The sequence below is a fragment of the Alsobacter sp. SYSU BS001988 genome (assembly GCF_054796215.1).
This window is the reverse complement of the sequence record NZ_JBTAMK010000013.1, coordinates 91,507-106,772: the sequence shown is the minus strand read 5'-3', so window position 1 is coordinate 106,772 and position 15,266 is coordinate 91,507. Positions and strand designations below refer to the sequence as shown.

General features: G+C 70.8%; 10 protein-coding genes. 3 read left to right on the top strand and 7 right to left on the bottom strand.

Annotated elements, in window-relative coordinates; genetic code table 11:
- Window positions 1-20 precede the first annotated feature (20 nt).
- Entirely contained in the window at window positions 21-1,337 is a 1,317-nt protein-coding gene (gene rimO / locus ACYVO7_RS19840; protein WP_460451542.1) for a 30S ribosomal protein S12 methylthiotransferase RimO, read from the bottom strand.
- A gap of 358 nt (window positions 1,338-1,695) precedes the next feature.
- On the opposite strand from rimO, the gene ACYVO7_RS19835 reads away from it, so the two are divergent.
- Window positions 1,696-5,367, top strand: a complete 3,672-nt coding sequence (locus tag ACYVO7_RS19835; RefSeq protein WP_460451541.1) for a tetratricopeptide repeat protein — start codon at window positions 1,696-1,698, stop codon at window positions 5,365-5,367.
- A gap of 1 nt (window position 5,368) precedes the next feature.
- Window positions 5,369-7,375 (top strand): CHASE2 domain-containing protein, encoded by a 2,007-nt coding sequence (locus ACYVO7_RS19830; protein ID WP_460451540.1) that lies wholly within the window; start codon window positions 5,369-5,371, stop codon window positions 7,373-7,375.
- 3 nt (window positions 7,376-7,378) lie between these two features.
- On the opposite strand, the gene ACYVO7_RS19825 is transcribed toward ACYVO7_RS19830, so the two are convergent.
- The 3 genes from ACYVO7_RS19825 to ACYVO7_RS19815 all read right to left on the bottom strand — a co-directional run bounded on the left by ACYVO7_RS19825 (window position 7,379) and on the right by ACYVO7_RS19815 (window position 8,968).
- Window positions 7,379-7,984 carry a glutathione S-transferase gene (locus tag ACYVO7_RS19825; RefSeq protein WP_460451539.1) on the bottom strand — a complete coding sequence of 202 codons (606 nt, stop codon included), beginning with the start codon at window positions 7,982-7,984 and terminating at the stop codon, window positions 7,379-7,381.
- A gap of 92 nt (window positions 7,985-8,076) precedes the next feature.
- On the bottom strand, window positions 8,077-8,376 hold the full coding sequence (locus tag ACYVO7_RS19820; RefSeq protein WP_460451538.1) for a hypothetical protein: 300 nt from the start codon (window positions 8,374-8,376) through the stop codon (window positions 8,077-8,079).
- A gap of 205 nt (window positions 8,377-8,581) precedes the next feature.
- Window positions 8,582-8,968 (bottom strand): response regulator, encoded by a 387-nt coding sequence (locus ACYVO7_RS19815; protein WP_460451537.1) that lies wholly within the window; start codon window positions 8,966-8,968, stop codon window positions 8,582-8,584.
- A gap of 176 nt (window positions 8,969-9,144) precedes the next feature.
- Here ACYVO7_RS19815 and ACYVO7_RS19810 point away from each other — a divergent pair, with 176 nt between their 5' ends.
- Window positions 9,145-11,196 (top strand): oxidoreductase, encoded by a 2,052-nt coding sequence (locus tag ACYVO7_RS19810; protein WP_460451536.1) that lies wholly within the window; start codon window positions 9,145-9,147, stop codon window positions 11,194-11,196.
- 3 nt (window positions 11,197-11,199) lie between these two features.
- On the opposite strand, the gene ACYVO7_RS19805 is transcribed toward ACYVO7_RS19810, so the two are convergent.
- From ACYVO7_RS19805 to ACYVO7_RS19795, 3 genes are read right to left on the bottom strand one after another with little or no spacing between them, the layout of a single operon-like run.
- Window positions 11,200-13,266, bottom strand: coding sequence for an ABC transporter ATP-binding protein (locus ACYVO7_RS19805; protein WP_460451535.1), 2,067 nt, complete (start codon window positions 13,264-13,266; stop codon window positions 11,200-11,202).
- Window position 13,267: 1 nt separating this feature from the next.
- The gene (locus ACYVO7_RS19800) at window positions 13,268-14,146 is read right to left on the bottom strand and encodes an ABC transporter permease (protein ID WP_460451534.1); all 879 of its coding nucleotides are present in this window, start codon (window positions 14,144-14,146) and stop codon (window positions 13,268-13,270) included.
- The gene (locus ACYVO7_RS19795; RefSeq protein ID WP_460451533.1) at window positions 14,143-15,156 is read right to left on the bottom strand and encodes an ABC transporter permease; all 1,014 of its coding nucleotides are present in this window, start codon (window positions 15,154-15,156) and stop codon (window positions 14,143-14,145) included. The genes ACYVO7_RS19800 and ACYVO7_RS19795 overlap by 4 nt, the downstream gene beginning before the upstream one ends.
- Window positions 15,157-15,266 lie beyond the last annotated feature (110 nt).

Here is a 15,266-nt window from a genome sequence, read left to right as displayed (position 1 = left end):
GTCAACGGTGTGTTGACAAATCACACCGCCACCCCGTGCAGGTCATACGCGTCCGCCCGCTCGACCTTGACGGTGACGATGTCGCCCGCCCGCAGTGGCCGGCGGCTCGCCACGTAGACATTGCCGTCGATTTCCGGCGCGTCCCATTGGGAGCGGCCCTTGGAGACGGTGGGCCCGGGCTGGTCGATGATGACCTTGATGCGCCGGCCGACCCGGGAGGCGATGCGCCTGGCGCTGACGGCCTGCTGGCGCGCCATGAAGCGGTCCCAGCGTGATTGCTTCACCTCGTCCGGCACGACCGGCAGGCCGAGGTCGTTGGCGGTCGCGCCGGTGACGGGCTCGTATTTGAAGCAGCCGACGCGCTCCATGCGGGCCTCGTCCAGGAAGGACAGCAGCGTCTCGAAATCCTCCTCGGTCTCGCCCGGGAAGCCGACGATGAAAGTGGAGCGGATGGCGAGGTCGGGGCAGATCTCGCGCCAGGCGCGGATGCGCTCCAGCGTCTTGTCCTGGTTGCCGGGGCGGCGCATGGCCTTCAGCACCGTCGGGGACGCGTGCTGGAACGGGATGTCGAGATAGGGCAGCACCTTGCCCTCGGCCATCAGCGGGATGACCTCGTCGACATGGGGGTAGGGGTAGACATAGTGGAGCCGCACCCAGGCGCCGAGTTCGCCGAGCTCCTTGGCGAGGTCGTAGAAGCGCGTGCGCACCTCGCGGCCCTGCCAGGGGTTCGGTGCGTAGCGCATGTCGACGCCATAGGCGGAGGTGTCCTGGGAGACGACCAGCAGCTCCTTGACGCCCGCCTTCACGAGCTTCTCGGCCTCGCGCAGCACGTCGCCGACCGGCCGGGAGGCGAGGTCGCCGCGCAGCTTGGGGATGATGCAGAAGGTGCAGCGATTGTTGCAACCCTCTGAAATCTTGAGATAAGCGTAGTGGCGCGGCGTCAGCTTGACGCCTTGCGGCGGCACCAGGTCCATGAACGGGTCATGCGCCGGCGGCACGGCCTCGTGGACGGCGCTGACGACGCTCTCATAGGCCTGCGGCCCGGTGATCGCGAGCACGCCCGGATGGGCGGCTCGGATCTGCTCGGGCTCGGCTCCCATGCAGCCGGTGACGATGACCTTGCCGTTCTTGGCCAGCGCATCGCCGATCGAGGCCAGCGATTCCGCCTTGGCGCTGTCCAGGAACCCGCAGGTATTGACGATGACGGCGTCCGCGCCCTCATGCGTCTTGACCAGTTCGTAGCCCTCCGCCCGCAGCTGCGTGATGATCCGCTCGCTGTCCACCAGCGCTTTCGGACAACCGAGCGAGACGAAGGAGATCCGGGGCTGGGCCGTCATGCGGGTCAGGTCCCAAGGTTTGGCTGAAAAAGGAGTGGGCCGGCATCGCGTTTGCGCGTCCGGCCCGGCGCGTTCTCTTACGCCGGTGAAGCCGCGAGGACAAGCGCGGCCATGGCGGGCGCGAGTCGGCCGTCGGCCCGGCCGCGGGACCTGAAGCGCCGCTGCGATGTGCGATCGCGCACAGGCGAGGGCCGGCGTGACGGATTGAACACGGTCACTCTTCTTCTGAAGACAACCGTGAGTTGCTTTCTTGACCTGCGCGGACACTGTCGAAAATGTGGCGAAGATGGGGTCCGGCCGAGGCGCCGCTCTTCGTCAGCGGCGCAGGCCGGGCCGCGGTGTCGATGAGTCAGAGCGCATGAAGCATGTCGTGTTCCGCCTGCTGGGCCTCGCCTTCGCGGCGGCGAGCTGGTCCTTTCCCGTCTTCGCCCAGGCGCCTGTTCCGCGCCAGGCCGCGCCGCTCGGCGCCATCGTGGCCAACAAGGGCGGCGAGGAGCTGCGCTTCGTGAAGGACGAAGCCTGGCGCCCGGCGGAGATCCGGCAGGATCTCGTCGGCGGCGACACGCTGCGCACCAACACGATCGGCAATCTCGGCATTCTGTTCTCCGACCAGACCCAGATCCGGGTGGGCCCGCGCTCGACCCTGGTGCTCAACGACATCGCCTCCGGCGATCGTCCCACCTCCGTCGAGCTCCCGGCCGGCAACGTCTGGGCCCGCGCCGCGCGCGGCGGGACCGGCGTGGTGGTGAAGACGCCCGCCGCCGCCGCCACGATCCGCGGCACCGACTGGTCGCTCTCCGTCGACGGTTCGAAGACGTCGCTGGTCGTCATCGAGGGGGTGGTCGACCTCACCAATCCCCAGGGCTCCGTCACGGTGCGGCAGGGCGAAGCCGCCGTCGCCACCATCGGGTCGGCCCCCACCAAGATCATCCTGGTGAAGCGCAAGGAGCGGGAGCAGATGCTGCTTCATCTCACCCTGCGCGACGCTTTCACCTGGATGCCGGCGACGCCGCTCCAGGGCGCCGCCCTGCGGCGGGAGAAGGCGCGCATCGAGGCGGTCGCCCCGCCGTCGCGCAGCGTCGAGGACCGGCTCACGCTGGCCGAGGTCTCGCTCGGCCGGGAGACGCGCGAGACGACTGCGGCGTTGCTGCGCGAGGCCGAGGCCGGCCGGCTCACCCCGGGCCAGCGCGCCCGGGCGGACCTCGTCGCCGGGACGCTCGCGGCGCGCGAGAGGCGCTGGAGCGACGCCGCCCGGCTGTTCAAGCGCGCCGAGGCCGGACTTTCGGGACGCCGCAGGGTGACGGCGGCCTATGGCGGATACATCGCGGCCTCGCTGGCCGATCCGCGGCGCGTCCTGCCGGAGCCCAAGATCCAGTCGGGCGACGGCTACTCGTCCCTGCTCAAGGCCTTCCTGACCGGGTTCACCCACAACCTGGAGGACGCCGCCAAGGTCGCCGAGGCGGCCGAGCGCCTCCACCCTGATGACACGCTGCTCGGCTCCTTCGGCGCGCAGGTCTCCTACGCGTTGGACCGGCGCGACGCCATGCGCAAGCGCGTCGACACCCTGAGCCGCCTCGATCCGGACGACCCGCTGGTGCTGCTGACCCGCAGCATGCTGAAGGGCGACGTCGACAGCGACCTGGACGGCGCTCTCGCCGACCTGCAGCGCGCCGCCGCCCTCGCGCCCGGGGACGCCCAGGTCTGGAACGCCATCGGCCTGATCCAGAGCGCCCGCGACGCCCAGCGCGAGTCGGAGGCCGCGTTCCGCCGCGCCATCGAGGTCGACCCGGACAGCCCGGTCGCCTACGCCAACCTCGCCATCACGCTGCTCGACCAGAGCCGCGTGGACGAGGCCGCGGTGCTGATCGACAAGGCGCTGGCGGTCGACCCCGCCTTCTACGTCGCCTACACGGCCAAGGGCCGGCTCCTGCTGCAGCGCGGCGACTCCGCCAAGGCCATCGAGTACTTCCTCGCCGGCACCGCCGCCAATCCGTCCTACGCGAACGGCGTGCTCGCCGCCGCCATCGGCTACTACATGGACGGGCAGGTGGACCTGGCCGAGCAGCAGCTCGACGCGGCCGACCGGCTCGACCCGAGCGACCCTGTCACTTCGGTGGCCCGCACCGCCATCGCGATCGACATGCGCAAGGCCGACGACGCCATCGAGAACGCGCGGGAATCGGTCCGGCGCTTCCGCAACCGCGGCGGCTACTATGCGCCCCTGGCCCACACCAAGGCCGGCGGCTCCTACATGTCGGAGGCCTACCGGCTGATCGGGCTGGACGCCTGGGCCCGCTATTACGGCGACCGGGTCTTCGATCCCTTCACCTCGACGGGCTATTTCGACCAGGCTAACGCCCGGTCCCTGCCGTCGCTGCTGGAGACGGTGCCGGACCTGAAGAACGACCCGGCCGCCTTCGACCTGCAGGCGTTCAACCTCATCGTCCAGGGCCTGCTTTATGATCCGCTCGCCGTGGCGGGCCGGGCCGGGCGCATCGACCTGATCCGCCGGCCTTTCCTCGACACCGAGGTCTCCGGCGGCGTCGTGGCGCGGGACGGGCGGGCCGGATGGCAGAGCGGCCTCACCGTCCAGGGCTTCTCGAACCTGCCGTACCCAACCTCCTTCGTGGTCTCGGCCAACGCGATCCGGGCGCCCGATCCGCTCACCCGCGAGTGGGACGTCGGCCAGAACGGCTCCTTCTTCGTGGGATCCGCGCCGAGCAGCGCCGACCGGTTCCTGATGTTCGGCTCCTTCAGCCGGCTCGACCCGCGCTTCGTGCTCGCCAATGGCGGAGGGACGGCGCGCCTGCGCAACGAGGTGTTGAACGGGCAGGTCGGCCTGGGGTGGAGCCACACCTTCTCGGACCGCAACGTGCTCAACGTCGCCGTCACGGCCGCCTCCGGGGCGACGCGGCAGGGATCGCTCTCGGCCTTCGAGCTCGCGCCCTTTCCGGGCGTCCCGGTGAGCTTCCCGGCGCTGGCGTCCGTCCGCGACCGGCAGCGGCTCGACGTCGCGACGGCGGCGGTGAACCACACCGTCGGCGTCGGCGACGTGTCGCTGCGCTACGGCGTGGAGGGACAGGTCGGCCGGGCGACGGCGACCAGCCTCAGCCAGCAATTCATCCTCGACCCGCCGGTGGAGGGCGATCCCGCCTTCACCAGCACCCGGTCCACCTTCCGGTCCGGCCGTGTCTACGCCGACGCGCTCTGGCGTCCGTCGGACCGCTTCGAGGCCGAGGCCGGCCTCTTCGGGACGCTGCTGCGGGCGCCCGAGGAGGCGGTCTCCGTCCGGGCCGGGCCGGACCAGGAGCGCACCGTCCGCGGGCTCGGCCCGCGTCTGGGCCTTGCGGTGTCGCCCTGGGAGGGCCAGTGGCTGCGGGCGGTATACCGCCAGGACGTCGAGCAGGCCTCCGCTTTCACGCTCTCCCCCGTGACCACGATCGGCATCGCCCCGAACCTGCTGCCGGCGTCGCTCGGGGGCCGGATGAGCACTGCGGCCCTGCGCTGGGACGCCGAATGGTCGAAGAGGTTCTTCACCGCCGTCGAGTACCAGCGCCAGACGGCCGGGGACCTCGGCATCCTCATCCCGAACCTGCAGACGACGCTCGCGATCGACAAGGCCCGGATCGACCGGGTGACGGCGACGGCCAATCTCTGGCTGGGCGGCGGCGTCGGCGTCTTCGCCACCATCGGGGCGGCCGACAGCGAGATCACGCGCGGGCTGGCGACCGGGTTGCCCGTGCCCTTCGTGCCTGAGCGCTTCGCTCGGGCCGGACTGACCTTCGTCCACCCCTCGCGGCTGAAGCTGACCGTCGCCGAGACCGTCGTCAGCCGGCGCCGCGGCGATCTCGCGGGAACGCGCATCGACGACTTCGCCTCCACGGACGCCAGCCTGACCTGGGAGACGCCGGACCGGCGCCTCCAGATGGGCGTCGCGGTGTTCAACATCTTCGACGAGAAGGCGGAGCGCTCGAGCGGCCTGCTCGGCTCCGGCCGCACCGTGACGGCGACCGCGACGGCGCGTTTCTGAGATGAAGGGCCCGGGGCGCAGCGATCCCGCCGCCGAACTGGCGCAGGCGCGCAAGGCCGGCCGGGAGAGCGCGCTGCGCCCGCATCTGCTCTCGCTGGCGGTCGCGGCCGCGCTGGGCCTCGCCTTCCTGTCGGAGCCGCTGCGCCTGCTGGACCTGCGGCTCTACGATCTCTTCTCGACCGTCGATCCGCCCCGTCCGGCCGAACCCGGCGTCGTCATCGTGGCGATCGACGAGCCGTCCTTCGCCGAAGTGGGGCAACGCTGGCCCTGGCCGCGCAGCCTGCATGGCCGGCTGGTGGAGAAGCTGCGGGGCGCGGGCGCCAAGGTCGTGGCGCTGGACATCCTGTTCTCCGAACCGTCGCTCGCCCAGGACGACCAGGCCCTCGCAGCCGCCATGGGGCCGGACGTGGTGCTCTCGGCCGAAGAGAGCGTCATCGCCATGCCGCAGGGCGTGCAGACGAGCCGGGTGGAGCCCCTTCCGGCCCTGCTGGCGGCCGGGGCGCGCTCGGGCTCCACCTCGGTGGACCTCGACGCCGACGCCTATCTGCGGCGCATGCCGGACCAGCAGGCCGGCTTCGCCGCGCTGGCGCTCGAAGCCGCGGGCGGAGCGCCCGCCGCGGCGCCCGAGGGCGCGCTGATCCAGTATTTCGGGCCGGCCCGGAGCTATCCCACGGTCTCCTACTACCAGGCGCTCGATCCCGAGCAGTTCCTGCCGCCCGGGCGCCTGCGCGGCCAGACCGTCTTCGTCGGCCTGAGCCTCAGCCATCCGCCCCAGGCCGACAGCGGCGCAGGAGACGCGTTCCCGACCGCCTACACGGTGAGGGAGCGGACGCTCACGGCCGGCGTCGAGATCCAGGCGACGATCTACGACAACCTGCGCGGCGGGCTCTTCGTCCGGGCCGCGCCCTGGTGGGTCGCGTTCGGGCTCGGCCTCGCGGCGGCACTCGGCGCCTCGCTGCTGGCCGGACGGCGGTCGTCCTGGCGCAGCGCGCTCTGGGCGGCGGTGTGGATCCCGGCGATCGCGGTCCTGTCCTGGGCGCTGCTGCGCCATGGCCGGGTCTGGACCTCGCCGGCGTTGCCCATGGCGGCGTCCCTGGCGGCGTTCGCCGGCCGGGTCGGCCTGGACTATGCCCGCGAGCGCAAGCTGAGGCGGGCCGTCTCGGACGCGTTCTCGCGCTACCTCAACCCCGCGATGGTGGAGGAGCTCGCCCGCAATCCCGACGCCCTGCGGCTGGGCGGCGAGCGGCGGCGGCTGACGGTGCTCTTCTGCGACATCCGGGGCTTCACCACCATCTCCGAGCGGCTGCGCGACGAGCCGGAGCGGCTGACCACCCTGATCAACAGGCTGCTCGAGGCGCTGTCGGCGGCGGTGCTGGAGCATGGCGGCACCATCGACAAATATATCGGCGACTGCGTGATGGCGTTCTGGAACGCGCCGCTGAACACCCCCGAACACGCCGCCCGGGCCGTGCGGGCGGGACTCGCCATGCTGGACGCGGTCGAGCGGGTCAACGCCGAACTCGCCGTCGAGGAGGGGGAGGGGGCGCCGCGCTTCGCGGTCGGGGTGGGGGTGAACACCGGCGACTGCATCGTCGGCAATTTCGGCTCGCGCTGGCGCTTCGACTATTCGGTGCTGGGCGACCCCGTGAACCTCGCCTCACGAATCGAGGGCCTCTCCAAGGCCTTCGCGGTTCCCCTGCTGGTGGGCGAGGAGACCGCGGACGCCGCCGCGGACGCCTTCGTGTTCCTCGAACTGGACCGCATCGCCGTCAAGGGCAGGAGCCAGCCCTCGCCGATCCTCACGGTGCTCGGGCCGCGCGAGACGGTCGGCCCGGCGGGAGCCGCGCTGGGCGAACTCCACGCCCGCATGCAGGCCGCGCTGGCGGCCGGCGACCTGCCGCTCGCCGCCGACCTCGCCGGCCAGTGCCGCGCGCTCTGGCCGGCCTTGGCCTCCTATTTCGACCGGACCCGGGCGCGGGCGCTGGCCGAGATGGGCGGGGAGGCGTGAGCCTCAGGCCGGGACGGTCGCGACCATCGAGGGGCGCGCCGAAAAGCCCTCGTACCACTGGGCCAGGCGGTCATGGCCCTGGCGCCAGCCGAGATCCGCGAAGCGGAAATCGAGGTAGCCGAGCCCGCAGGCGGCGGCGATGGTCCCGATGTCGACCTCTCCGCCGAGATGGCCGATCCAGCGCTCCTCCAGGTGATCGAGCGACGACAGGACCTTGGCCTTCTGCCCGTCCATCCACTCGGTCCAGCGCAGCGCCTCGGGGCGCATGAAGCCCTCGTAGCGCATCAGCAGCGCGGCCCCCATCATCTCGTCGGCGAGCGACTGGAGGCAGAGCGCCGGCCAACGGGCCGCGCCGGCGGGAAACAGGCGTGGCCCCTGCAGGGCGTCGAGATATTCGGCGATCACCCGGCTGTCATAGAGCGCCGTGCCGTCGTCCAGGATGAGCGTCGGGATCTTGCCCGTCGGGTTGTGGACGACGATGTCGGGGTTTCGCGCAACGGGGCTCGCGGCGCTGGTGACCAGCGTCAGTTGCGACTCGAGGCCGCGCTCATGCGCGACGACGAGCGCCTTGCGCGCGAAAGGCGAGGCGACGGCGTAGAGAAGCTTCATGGATCATCCTGAAGGACCGGGACATGCGATCACGCATAGTCCCGGCTTTTCGGGCGATGTAAATGGCTTGTGGCGGGGGCGAGGCCGAGGCCTCAATGCACCGAGCGCAGATCCTGCAGCACGATCTCGGTCATGCGCTCATGCAGGCGGAAAAGGCGGCGCTCGAAGGCGAGCCGCTCCTGCTTGCGCTCGTCGTCCAGGCGGCGACGGGCATGGACCCGCGCGGTGTCCGGACCATCGAGCCGGGCCAGACGCGCCCGCTCCTGCTCGTAACGAAGTTCGATGTCGGCGAGAGCGCCCAGCGTCTCCTGCACCTTGGGCAGCAGGTCGTCGGGATAGTAGATGCTTTCCTCAGCGGCTCGCATGGGGCCGCACGGCGTGAACCGCGTCATCATGGGCCTCCAACCTTCTCCCTGTGCCGAAGAGGTTAACCGAGCCGTGTGACGCTGGGAAGACACAAAACGGCAAAATCGTCAGATCGCAATCTTGCGACGACTTGACAGAGGCCTTGAGGCCACTGCGCCGCTGTCGATCGAAAGCCGGAGGAAAGGGGCGCGCTCGCTCGGTTCCGGCGCGAGACGACGCCCTATGTGGCGCTCACGCGTGGCGGGCGTCGCCTGAGCGGCCATCCTCGGCCGCCATCAGGAGGTCGAGCGGAAGCCAGGGCTTCGGCAGGAACGTCACGTCGCCCGCGGCTTCGCTGGGCAGCGCCTTGCCGGAGGTCACGATCACCCGGATCCAGGGAAAGCGCTGGCTCACCCTCTGGCCCAAGGTGAGCCCGTCCATGCTTCCCGGCGTGTTCACGTCGGTGAACAGGATCGCGATCTGCTCCGGGTTCTTCTCGATATGCGCCCAGGCCGCATCGGCTCGCTCGAACTCGCGCACCTTCAGGTCGGCCTCCTCGAACAAGGTCGCCGCGAGCGCGCGGATATCCTCTTCGTCCTCGACGACGACGATGGTGTTCGGACGGAACTCTCGCCCCATGTTCTGTCTCCCTGGCCGTGGATGAGCAGTGGCAACGGGTCGCATCCGCGGTTGTTCCCGCATTTCGGACTTTTTCCAGGCGGCGTCGCTTTGCGGATGGCGCGATCGGCGGCGCCCCTTAATCTCCGTGCGACGCTGGGCGCAGGTCAGGCCCGGCCTCGACAGAAAGGCGCGAGATGCCGTCGACCCTCACCAGCGATCCCCTCCTGCAGCCTTTCCGGCTGAAGTCGCTGACGCTGCGCAACCGCTTCATGTCGACCGCCCACGAGCCGGCCTACACGGTCGACGGCATGCCGAAGGACCGCTACCGGCTCTATCATCGCGAGAAGGCCAAGGGCGGCCTCGCGCTGACGATGATCGGCGGGTCGTCGGTCGTGGCCCAGGACAGCCCGCAGGCCTTCGGCAACATCGTCCTCTACCGCGACGAGGTCGTCCGCTGGCTCAAGGAGCTGACCGACGACGTGCATGAGCATGGCGCGGCGGTGATGATCCAGATCACCCATCTGGGGCGCCGCACCAGCTGGTCGACCGGCGAGTGGCTGCCGGTGGTCGCCCCGTCGCCGGTGCGCGAGCCGGCCCACCGCACCTTCCCCAAGGCGGCCGAGGACTGGGACCTGCGGCGGATCAAGACCGCCTATGCGGACGCGGCCGAGCGCTGCCAGGCGGGCGGGCTGGATGGGCTGGAGTTCGAGATGTACGGCCATCTCCTCGACCAGTTCTGGTCGCCGGCGACCAACCGGCGCGAGGACGACTATGGCGGCGCCCTGGAGAACCGGATGCGCTTCTCCCTGGAGGTGCTGGACGCCGTGCGCCGGCGCGTCGGCCCGGACTTCCTCGTCGGCTGCCGGCTCGTCTGCGACGAGGACTGGGACCGCGGCCTCAGCCGGGAGGAGGGGCTGGCCATCGCGCAGCGCCTCGCCGGGACCGGACAGGTGGATTTCCTCAACGTCATCAAGGGGCACATCGACACCGACGAGGCGCTGTCGCACGTCATCCCCGGCATGGGCGCGCGCTCCGCGCCGGCGCTCGACTTCGCCGGCGAGGTGAGGGCGGCGACGCGCTTTCCGGTGTTCCACGCCGCCCGCATCCAGGACGTGGCGACGGCGCGGCATGCGGTGGCCAGCGGCAAGCTCGACATGGTGGGGATGACGCGCGCCCACATCGCCGATCCGCACATCGCCCGCAAGGTCGCCGAGGGACGCGAGGCGGAGATCCGCCCCTGCGTGGGCATGGGCTATTGCATCGACCGCATCTATTTCGCCGGCGAGGCGCTGTGCATCCACAACGCCGCGACAGGCCGCGAGGCGACCATGCCGCACGAGGTGGCGCGATCGGGCGGACCGGCCCGCAAGGTGGTCGTGATCGGCGCCGGGCCGGCCGGGCTGGAGGCCGCCCGGGTGGCGGCGGCGCGCGGCCATGCGGTCGTGCTGTTCGAGGCGGCCGACCGGCCGGGCGGCCAGGTCGCCCTGACGGCGGCGCTGCGCCGCCGCCGCGAGATCCAGGGCGTGATCGACTGGCGGGTCGCGGCCTGCGAGCGCGACGGCGTCGCGCTGCGCTTCAACGCCTACGCCGAGCCGGCCGACGTCCTGGCCGAGGAGCCCGACATCGTGGTCGTCGCCACCGGCGGGCTGCCCAACACGAGCTTCCTCGACGCCGGGCATGACCTCGTCACCACCACCTGGGACATCCTGTCGGGCGCGGCCAAGCCCGGCGAGCGCGTGCTGCTCTACGACGACCATGGCGGCCACCCCGGCCTGACGGCGGCGGAATACGCCGTCGAGGCGGGCTCGCGGCTGGAGTTCGTCTCGCCCGAGCGCGTCATCGCGCCCGATGTCGGCGGCACCAACTACCCGGCGTATTTCCGCGCGCTGGCGAGCCGCGACGTCGTCTTCACCCTCAATCTGCGCCTGCGCAGCGTCCGCCGGGAGGGCAACGCCCTGGTGGCGTCGTTCGAGGACGAGTATGGCCGCCGGACCGTCGAGAAGGAGGCCGACCAGATCGTGGTCGAGCACGGCTGCCTGCCGAACGAGGACCTCTATTTCGCCCTGAAGCCGCTGTCGACCAATCTCGGCGAGGTGGACTACGACGCCCTGACCCAGGACCGGCCCCAGGCCGTGCGGGCCAACCCGGCCGGCCGGTTCACGCTCTGGCGGATCGGCGACGCCGTGTCCTCGCGCAACATCCACGCGGCCGTCTACGACGCGCTGCGCCTGCTCAAGGACGTCTGACGCTCAGGCGGTCTGCGGCGCAGGCGCGCGCTGGAAGATCGGCGTCACCCGCCGCAGCTCCTCGATCGGGATATGGCAGGCGATGAGGTGGCCGCCGCCGGCGTCCCTGTCGGGCGGGGGCGTGGTGTCGCAGATGTCGCCGATCTTGCGCGGGCAGCGGGCCGCGAAGCGGCACCCGGCCGGCACGTTGATGGGGCTCGGAGGCTCGCCCTCCAGCCGCACATGCTTCTGCTTCACGGTCGGGTCCGGCACCGGGACGGCGGCCAGCAGGGCTTCCGTGTAGGGATGGCACGGGGGCGAGAAGATGGAGGCGACCGGCCCCATCTCCATGACGCGGCCGAGATACATCACCACCACCCGGTCGGCGAGATGCCGGACGAGCGCGAGGTCGTGGCTGATGAAGACGATCGTCGCCCCGCGCCGCGCCTGGATCTGCAGCAGCAGGTTGACGATGGCGGCCTGGACCGACACGTCCAGCGCCGAGACAGGTTCGTCCGCCACCAGCATCTTCGGATCGCCCGCGAAGGCGCGCGCGATGGCGACGCGCTGCTTCTGCCCGCCCGAGAGCCGGCCCGGGCGCTGCCGCGCCAGATGCGGCGACAGCCGCACCATGCCGAAAAGCTCCTTCACCCTGGCGTCGAGGTCCTTGCGGGACGTCGCGACGCCGAACTTCTTCAGCGCCCGGCCGATGGAGAAGCCGGCGGTGTGGGACGGGTTCAGCGTGGCGTCGGGGTTCTGGAACACCATCTGGACGGCGGAGAGCTGCTCCAGCGTGCGGCGATGGGCCGGCAGGCGCGACAGGTCTTGGCCGAGCACCGTGAGCTTGCCGGCGGTGGCGTCCTGCAGCCCGGCCAGGATCCGGGCGAAGGTCGACTTGCCGGACCCGGATTCGCCCACGATGGCGAGGATCTCGCCCTTGTTCGCGTCGAAGGAGAGGTCCTCGTTGGCGATGAGCCGCCGGGTCGAGCCGAAGCCGAAAAAGGCGTTGCCGAGCTCGTAGACCTTGGACAGGTCCGCGGCCTCCAGCACCCTGTCCTGGCTGGGCGTCGCCGGCGTGACATGCTCGATGTCGCGGCTCTCGAACTGGTCCAGCTCGCGCCAGCGCACGCAGCGCACCGCGTGCCCGGGCGAGACGGGCTCCTCCGGGATGGGCGCCACGCCGCAGCGCGGCGCGTCGAAGCCGGCGCATCGGGGGCCGAAGCTGCAGCCGCGCGGCCGCGCCGAAAGGGAGGGCGGCTGGCCGGGGATGGGCAGGAACGTCGTCCGGTGCTTGTCGGAATCGAGCCGCGGCACGCAGGCGAGCAGCCGCCGCGTATAGGGATGGCGCGGACGGGCGAAGAGCTCGCCGACCGGCGCCTCCTCGACGAGGTCGCCCAGATACATGACGCCCACCCGGTCGCACACCTTCGCGATGACGCCGAGATTGTGGGAGATGTAGAGCAGCGTGGTCCCGTATTTGTCGCGCAGCTCGTTGACGAGGTCGAGGACGGCCGCCTCGACGGTGACGTCGAGGCCGGTGGTCGGCTCGTCCAGCAGCAGCAGCTTGGGATGGGCCAGCAGCGCCATGGCGATGACGACGCGCTGCTTCTGGCCGCCCGAGAGCTGGTGGGGATAGCGCTCCATGACGGCGTCGGGGTCCGGCAGGTGCACGTCCGCCAGGATGCGGCGGGCCTTCGCCCGGGCGGCCTTCTCGTCGAGGCCCTCATGCAGCATGGGCACTTCGATGAGCTGGCGGCCGATGGTGAGGGTCGGATTCAGCGCGGCGTTGGGGTCCTGGTAGACGATGGAGACGCCGCGTCCGCGCACCTTGGCCAGGGTGGCGGCGTCCGCATGGGTCAGGTCGAGCCCGTCGAACACGATCCTGCCATTCGCGATCCGGCCCGTCTGGCCGAGATAGCCCAGGATGGCCATCAGCAGGGTGGACTTGCCGCAGCCGGACTCGCCCACGAGCCCGTAGCTCTCGCCGCTGCGGATGTCGAGCGTCAGGTCGGGGATGGCCGAAACCGCCCCGAGCGACGAGACGTACTCGACCTTGACATGCTCCATGCTCAGCAACGGGGCGGCGCTCATGTCATTCCCTCAGCGACAATTCGCGCACGCCGTCGGCGAGCAGGTTGAAGCCCAGGATCAGGCTGACGATGGCGATGGACGGGAACAGCGACATGTGCGGGCGGACCGAGATCATCGTGGTCCCCTCTTTCACCATGGTGCCCCAGTCGGGATCGGGGGGAGGCAGCCCGAGGCCGAGAAAGCCCAGGATCCCGATCGTGATGATGGTGTAGCCGACGCGCAGGCAGAAATCGGTGATCAGCGGCCCGCGGCAGTTCGGCAGAAGCTCGACGAACATGATGTAGAGGGCGCTCTCGCGCCGCAGCTGCGCCGCCGCCACATAGTCGAGATGGCGCTGCTCCAGCGTCAGTCCGCGCACGATGCGGGCGATGCCGGGGGCCGCCGTCACCACGACCGCGAGCACGATGTTGAGCACCGACGGCCCGATATTGGCGATCAGGATGACGTAGAGGATGATGATCGGGAAGGACAGGATGATGTCCGACAGGCGGCTGATCAGCGTGTCGATCTTGCCGCCGTAATAGCCCGCGGCGAGGCCCAGCGGGCATCCGACCACATAGGCGGCGAGCGCGGCCGCGGGCGCGACGGTGAGCACCGTCCGGGCGCCCCAGATCAGGCGCGAGAGGATGTCGCGGCCCTTGAAGTCGGCCCCCAGCCAGTGCGCCGCCGACGGGCGCGGATCGGCCAGGGCCATCAGGTCCTGCTTGTTGGGCGGGATCAGCGGCAGCAGCGGGGCGAGCAGGGCGAGCAGCACCCAGAACAGGATCAGCCCGAGCCCCACCATCGCCACCGGCGAGGTCGGCAGGCGCCGCAGCAGGCTGGGCGGAGCCCGCTCGGCGGGGGGCGCGATGGGGGCGAGGTCGGGCGTGACGGCGGTCATGCCAGCCTGATCTGCGGGTTGAGGAGCGCGTATCCGACGTCGCTCACCAGTTGCGTCACGATCGCGATGCTGAGCGCGATCAGGGTGGCGGCCTCGATGAGGGCGATGTCGCCGAACAGCGAGGCGTCGAGGATCATGCGGCCGAAGCCCGGATAGGCGAAGACCATCTCGGTGACGACGACGCCGGAGATCAGGAAGTTGATCTGCAGCAGGATCACCGTGAAGGGCGCGATCATGGCGTTGCGCACGGCGTGGCGCATCACCACGTCGCGCATCGGCAGGCCCTTGAGGACGGCGGTGCGGATATAGGCCTTGTTCATGACCTCGGCCATGGAGCCGCGCACCATCCGCACCACGTAGCCGGCGTCATAGAGGACGAGCACCGTGACGGGCAGGACGAGCTGCGTCCAGATCGGCCAGCCGGAGCCGGAATCGAGCGGGCTCGTGCCGGGCAGCCAGCCCAGCGTGACCACGAAGACGGCGACCAGGAACACGCCGGAGGCGAATTCCGGCACCGAGGTGGCGACGATGCCGAAGATCGAGATGGTTCGGTCGAGCCCGCTGCCCTCGCGCATGCCGGCCAGCACGCCGAGCGCCAGCGACACCGGCACGATCAGCGCGAAGGCGATGCCGGCCAGCATCGCGGTCGCCCGCAGCCGGCTCCAGATCACGTCGTTGACGGGCGCCTTGTAGAGGGTCGAATAGCCGAAATTGCCGAGATACCGGTCGCCGCGCGGGTCCTTGAACTGCAGCCCGAGCGCGGGGTCCTGCAGGGGGTCGGCCTTGAGGCCGAGCAGCACGCCCAGCCAGCGGCCGTAGCGGACCGCCAGCGTGTCGCGCAGGCCGAGCTTGTCGTAGAGGATGTCCACCTGGCTCTGCAGCGCGAAGGGACCCAGCGTCTTGCGCGCCACGTTGGAGGGCGAGAACTCGGTCACGGCGAAGACCAGGAAGGACGCCGCGAACAGCGTCAGGACCAGGCTCGCCGCACGCTTGATGATGTACTGACCCAAACGCTTCCCTCGCGCTCCGACTGGGTGGGCAGGGACGGCCGAGGGGGGGGGGGGGGGGGGCCCCCCCCGGGGGGGGGGCGGGGGGGGGGGGCCCCCGCGGCGGGCGCGCC

Coding starts and splice junctions, on each gene's coding strand:
- rimO (WP_460451542.1), bottom strand. CDS start 1,337: ATGACGGCCCAGCCCCGGATCTCCTTCGTCTCGCTCGGTTGTCCGAAA.
- ACYVO7_RS19835 (WP_460451541.1), top strand. CDS start 1,696: ATGAAGCATGTCGTGTTCCGCCTGCTGGGCCTCGCCTTCGCGGCGGCG.
- ACYVO7_RS19830 (WP_460451540.1), top strand. CDS start 5,369: ATGAAGGGCCCGGGGCGCAGCGATCCCGCCGCCGAACTGGCGCAGGCG.
- ACYVO7_RS19825 (WP_460451539.1), bottom strand. CDS start 7,984: ATGAAGCTTCTCTACGCCGTCGCCTCGCCTTTCGCGCGCAAGGCGCTC.
- ACYVO7_RS19820 (WP_460451538.1), bottom strand. CDS start 8,376: ATGACGCGGTTCACGCCGTGCGGCCCCATGCGAGCCGCTGAGGAAAGC.
- ACYVO7_RS19815 (WP_460451537.1), bottom strand. CDS start 8,968: ATGGGGCGAGAGTTCCGTCCGAACACCATCGTCGTCGTCGAGGACGAA.
- ACYVO7_RS19810 (WP_460451536.1), top strand. CDS start 9,145: ATGCCGTCGACCCTCACCAGCGATCCCCTCCTGCAGCCTTTCCGGCTG.
- ACYVO7_RS19805 (WP_460451535.1), bottom strand. CDS start 13,266: ATGAGCGCCGCCCCGTTGCTGAGCATGGAGCATGTCAAGGTCGAGTAC.
- ACYVO7_RS19800 (WP_460451534.1), bottom strand. CDS start 14,146: ATGACCGCCGTCACGCCCGACCTCGCCCCCATCGCGCCCCCCGCCGAG.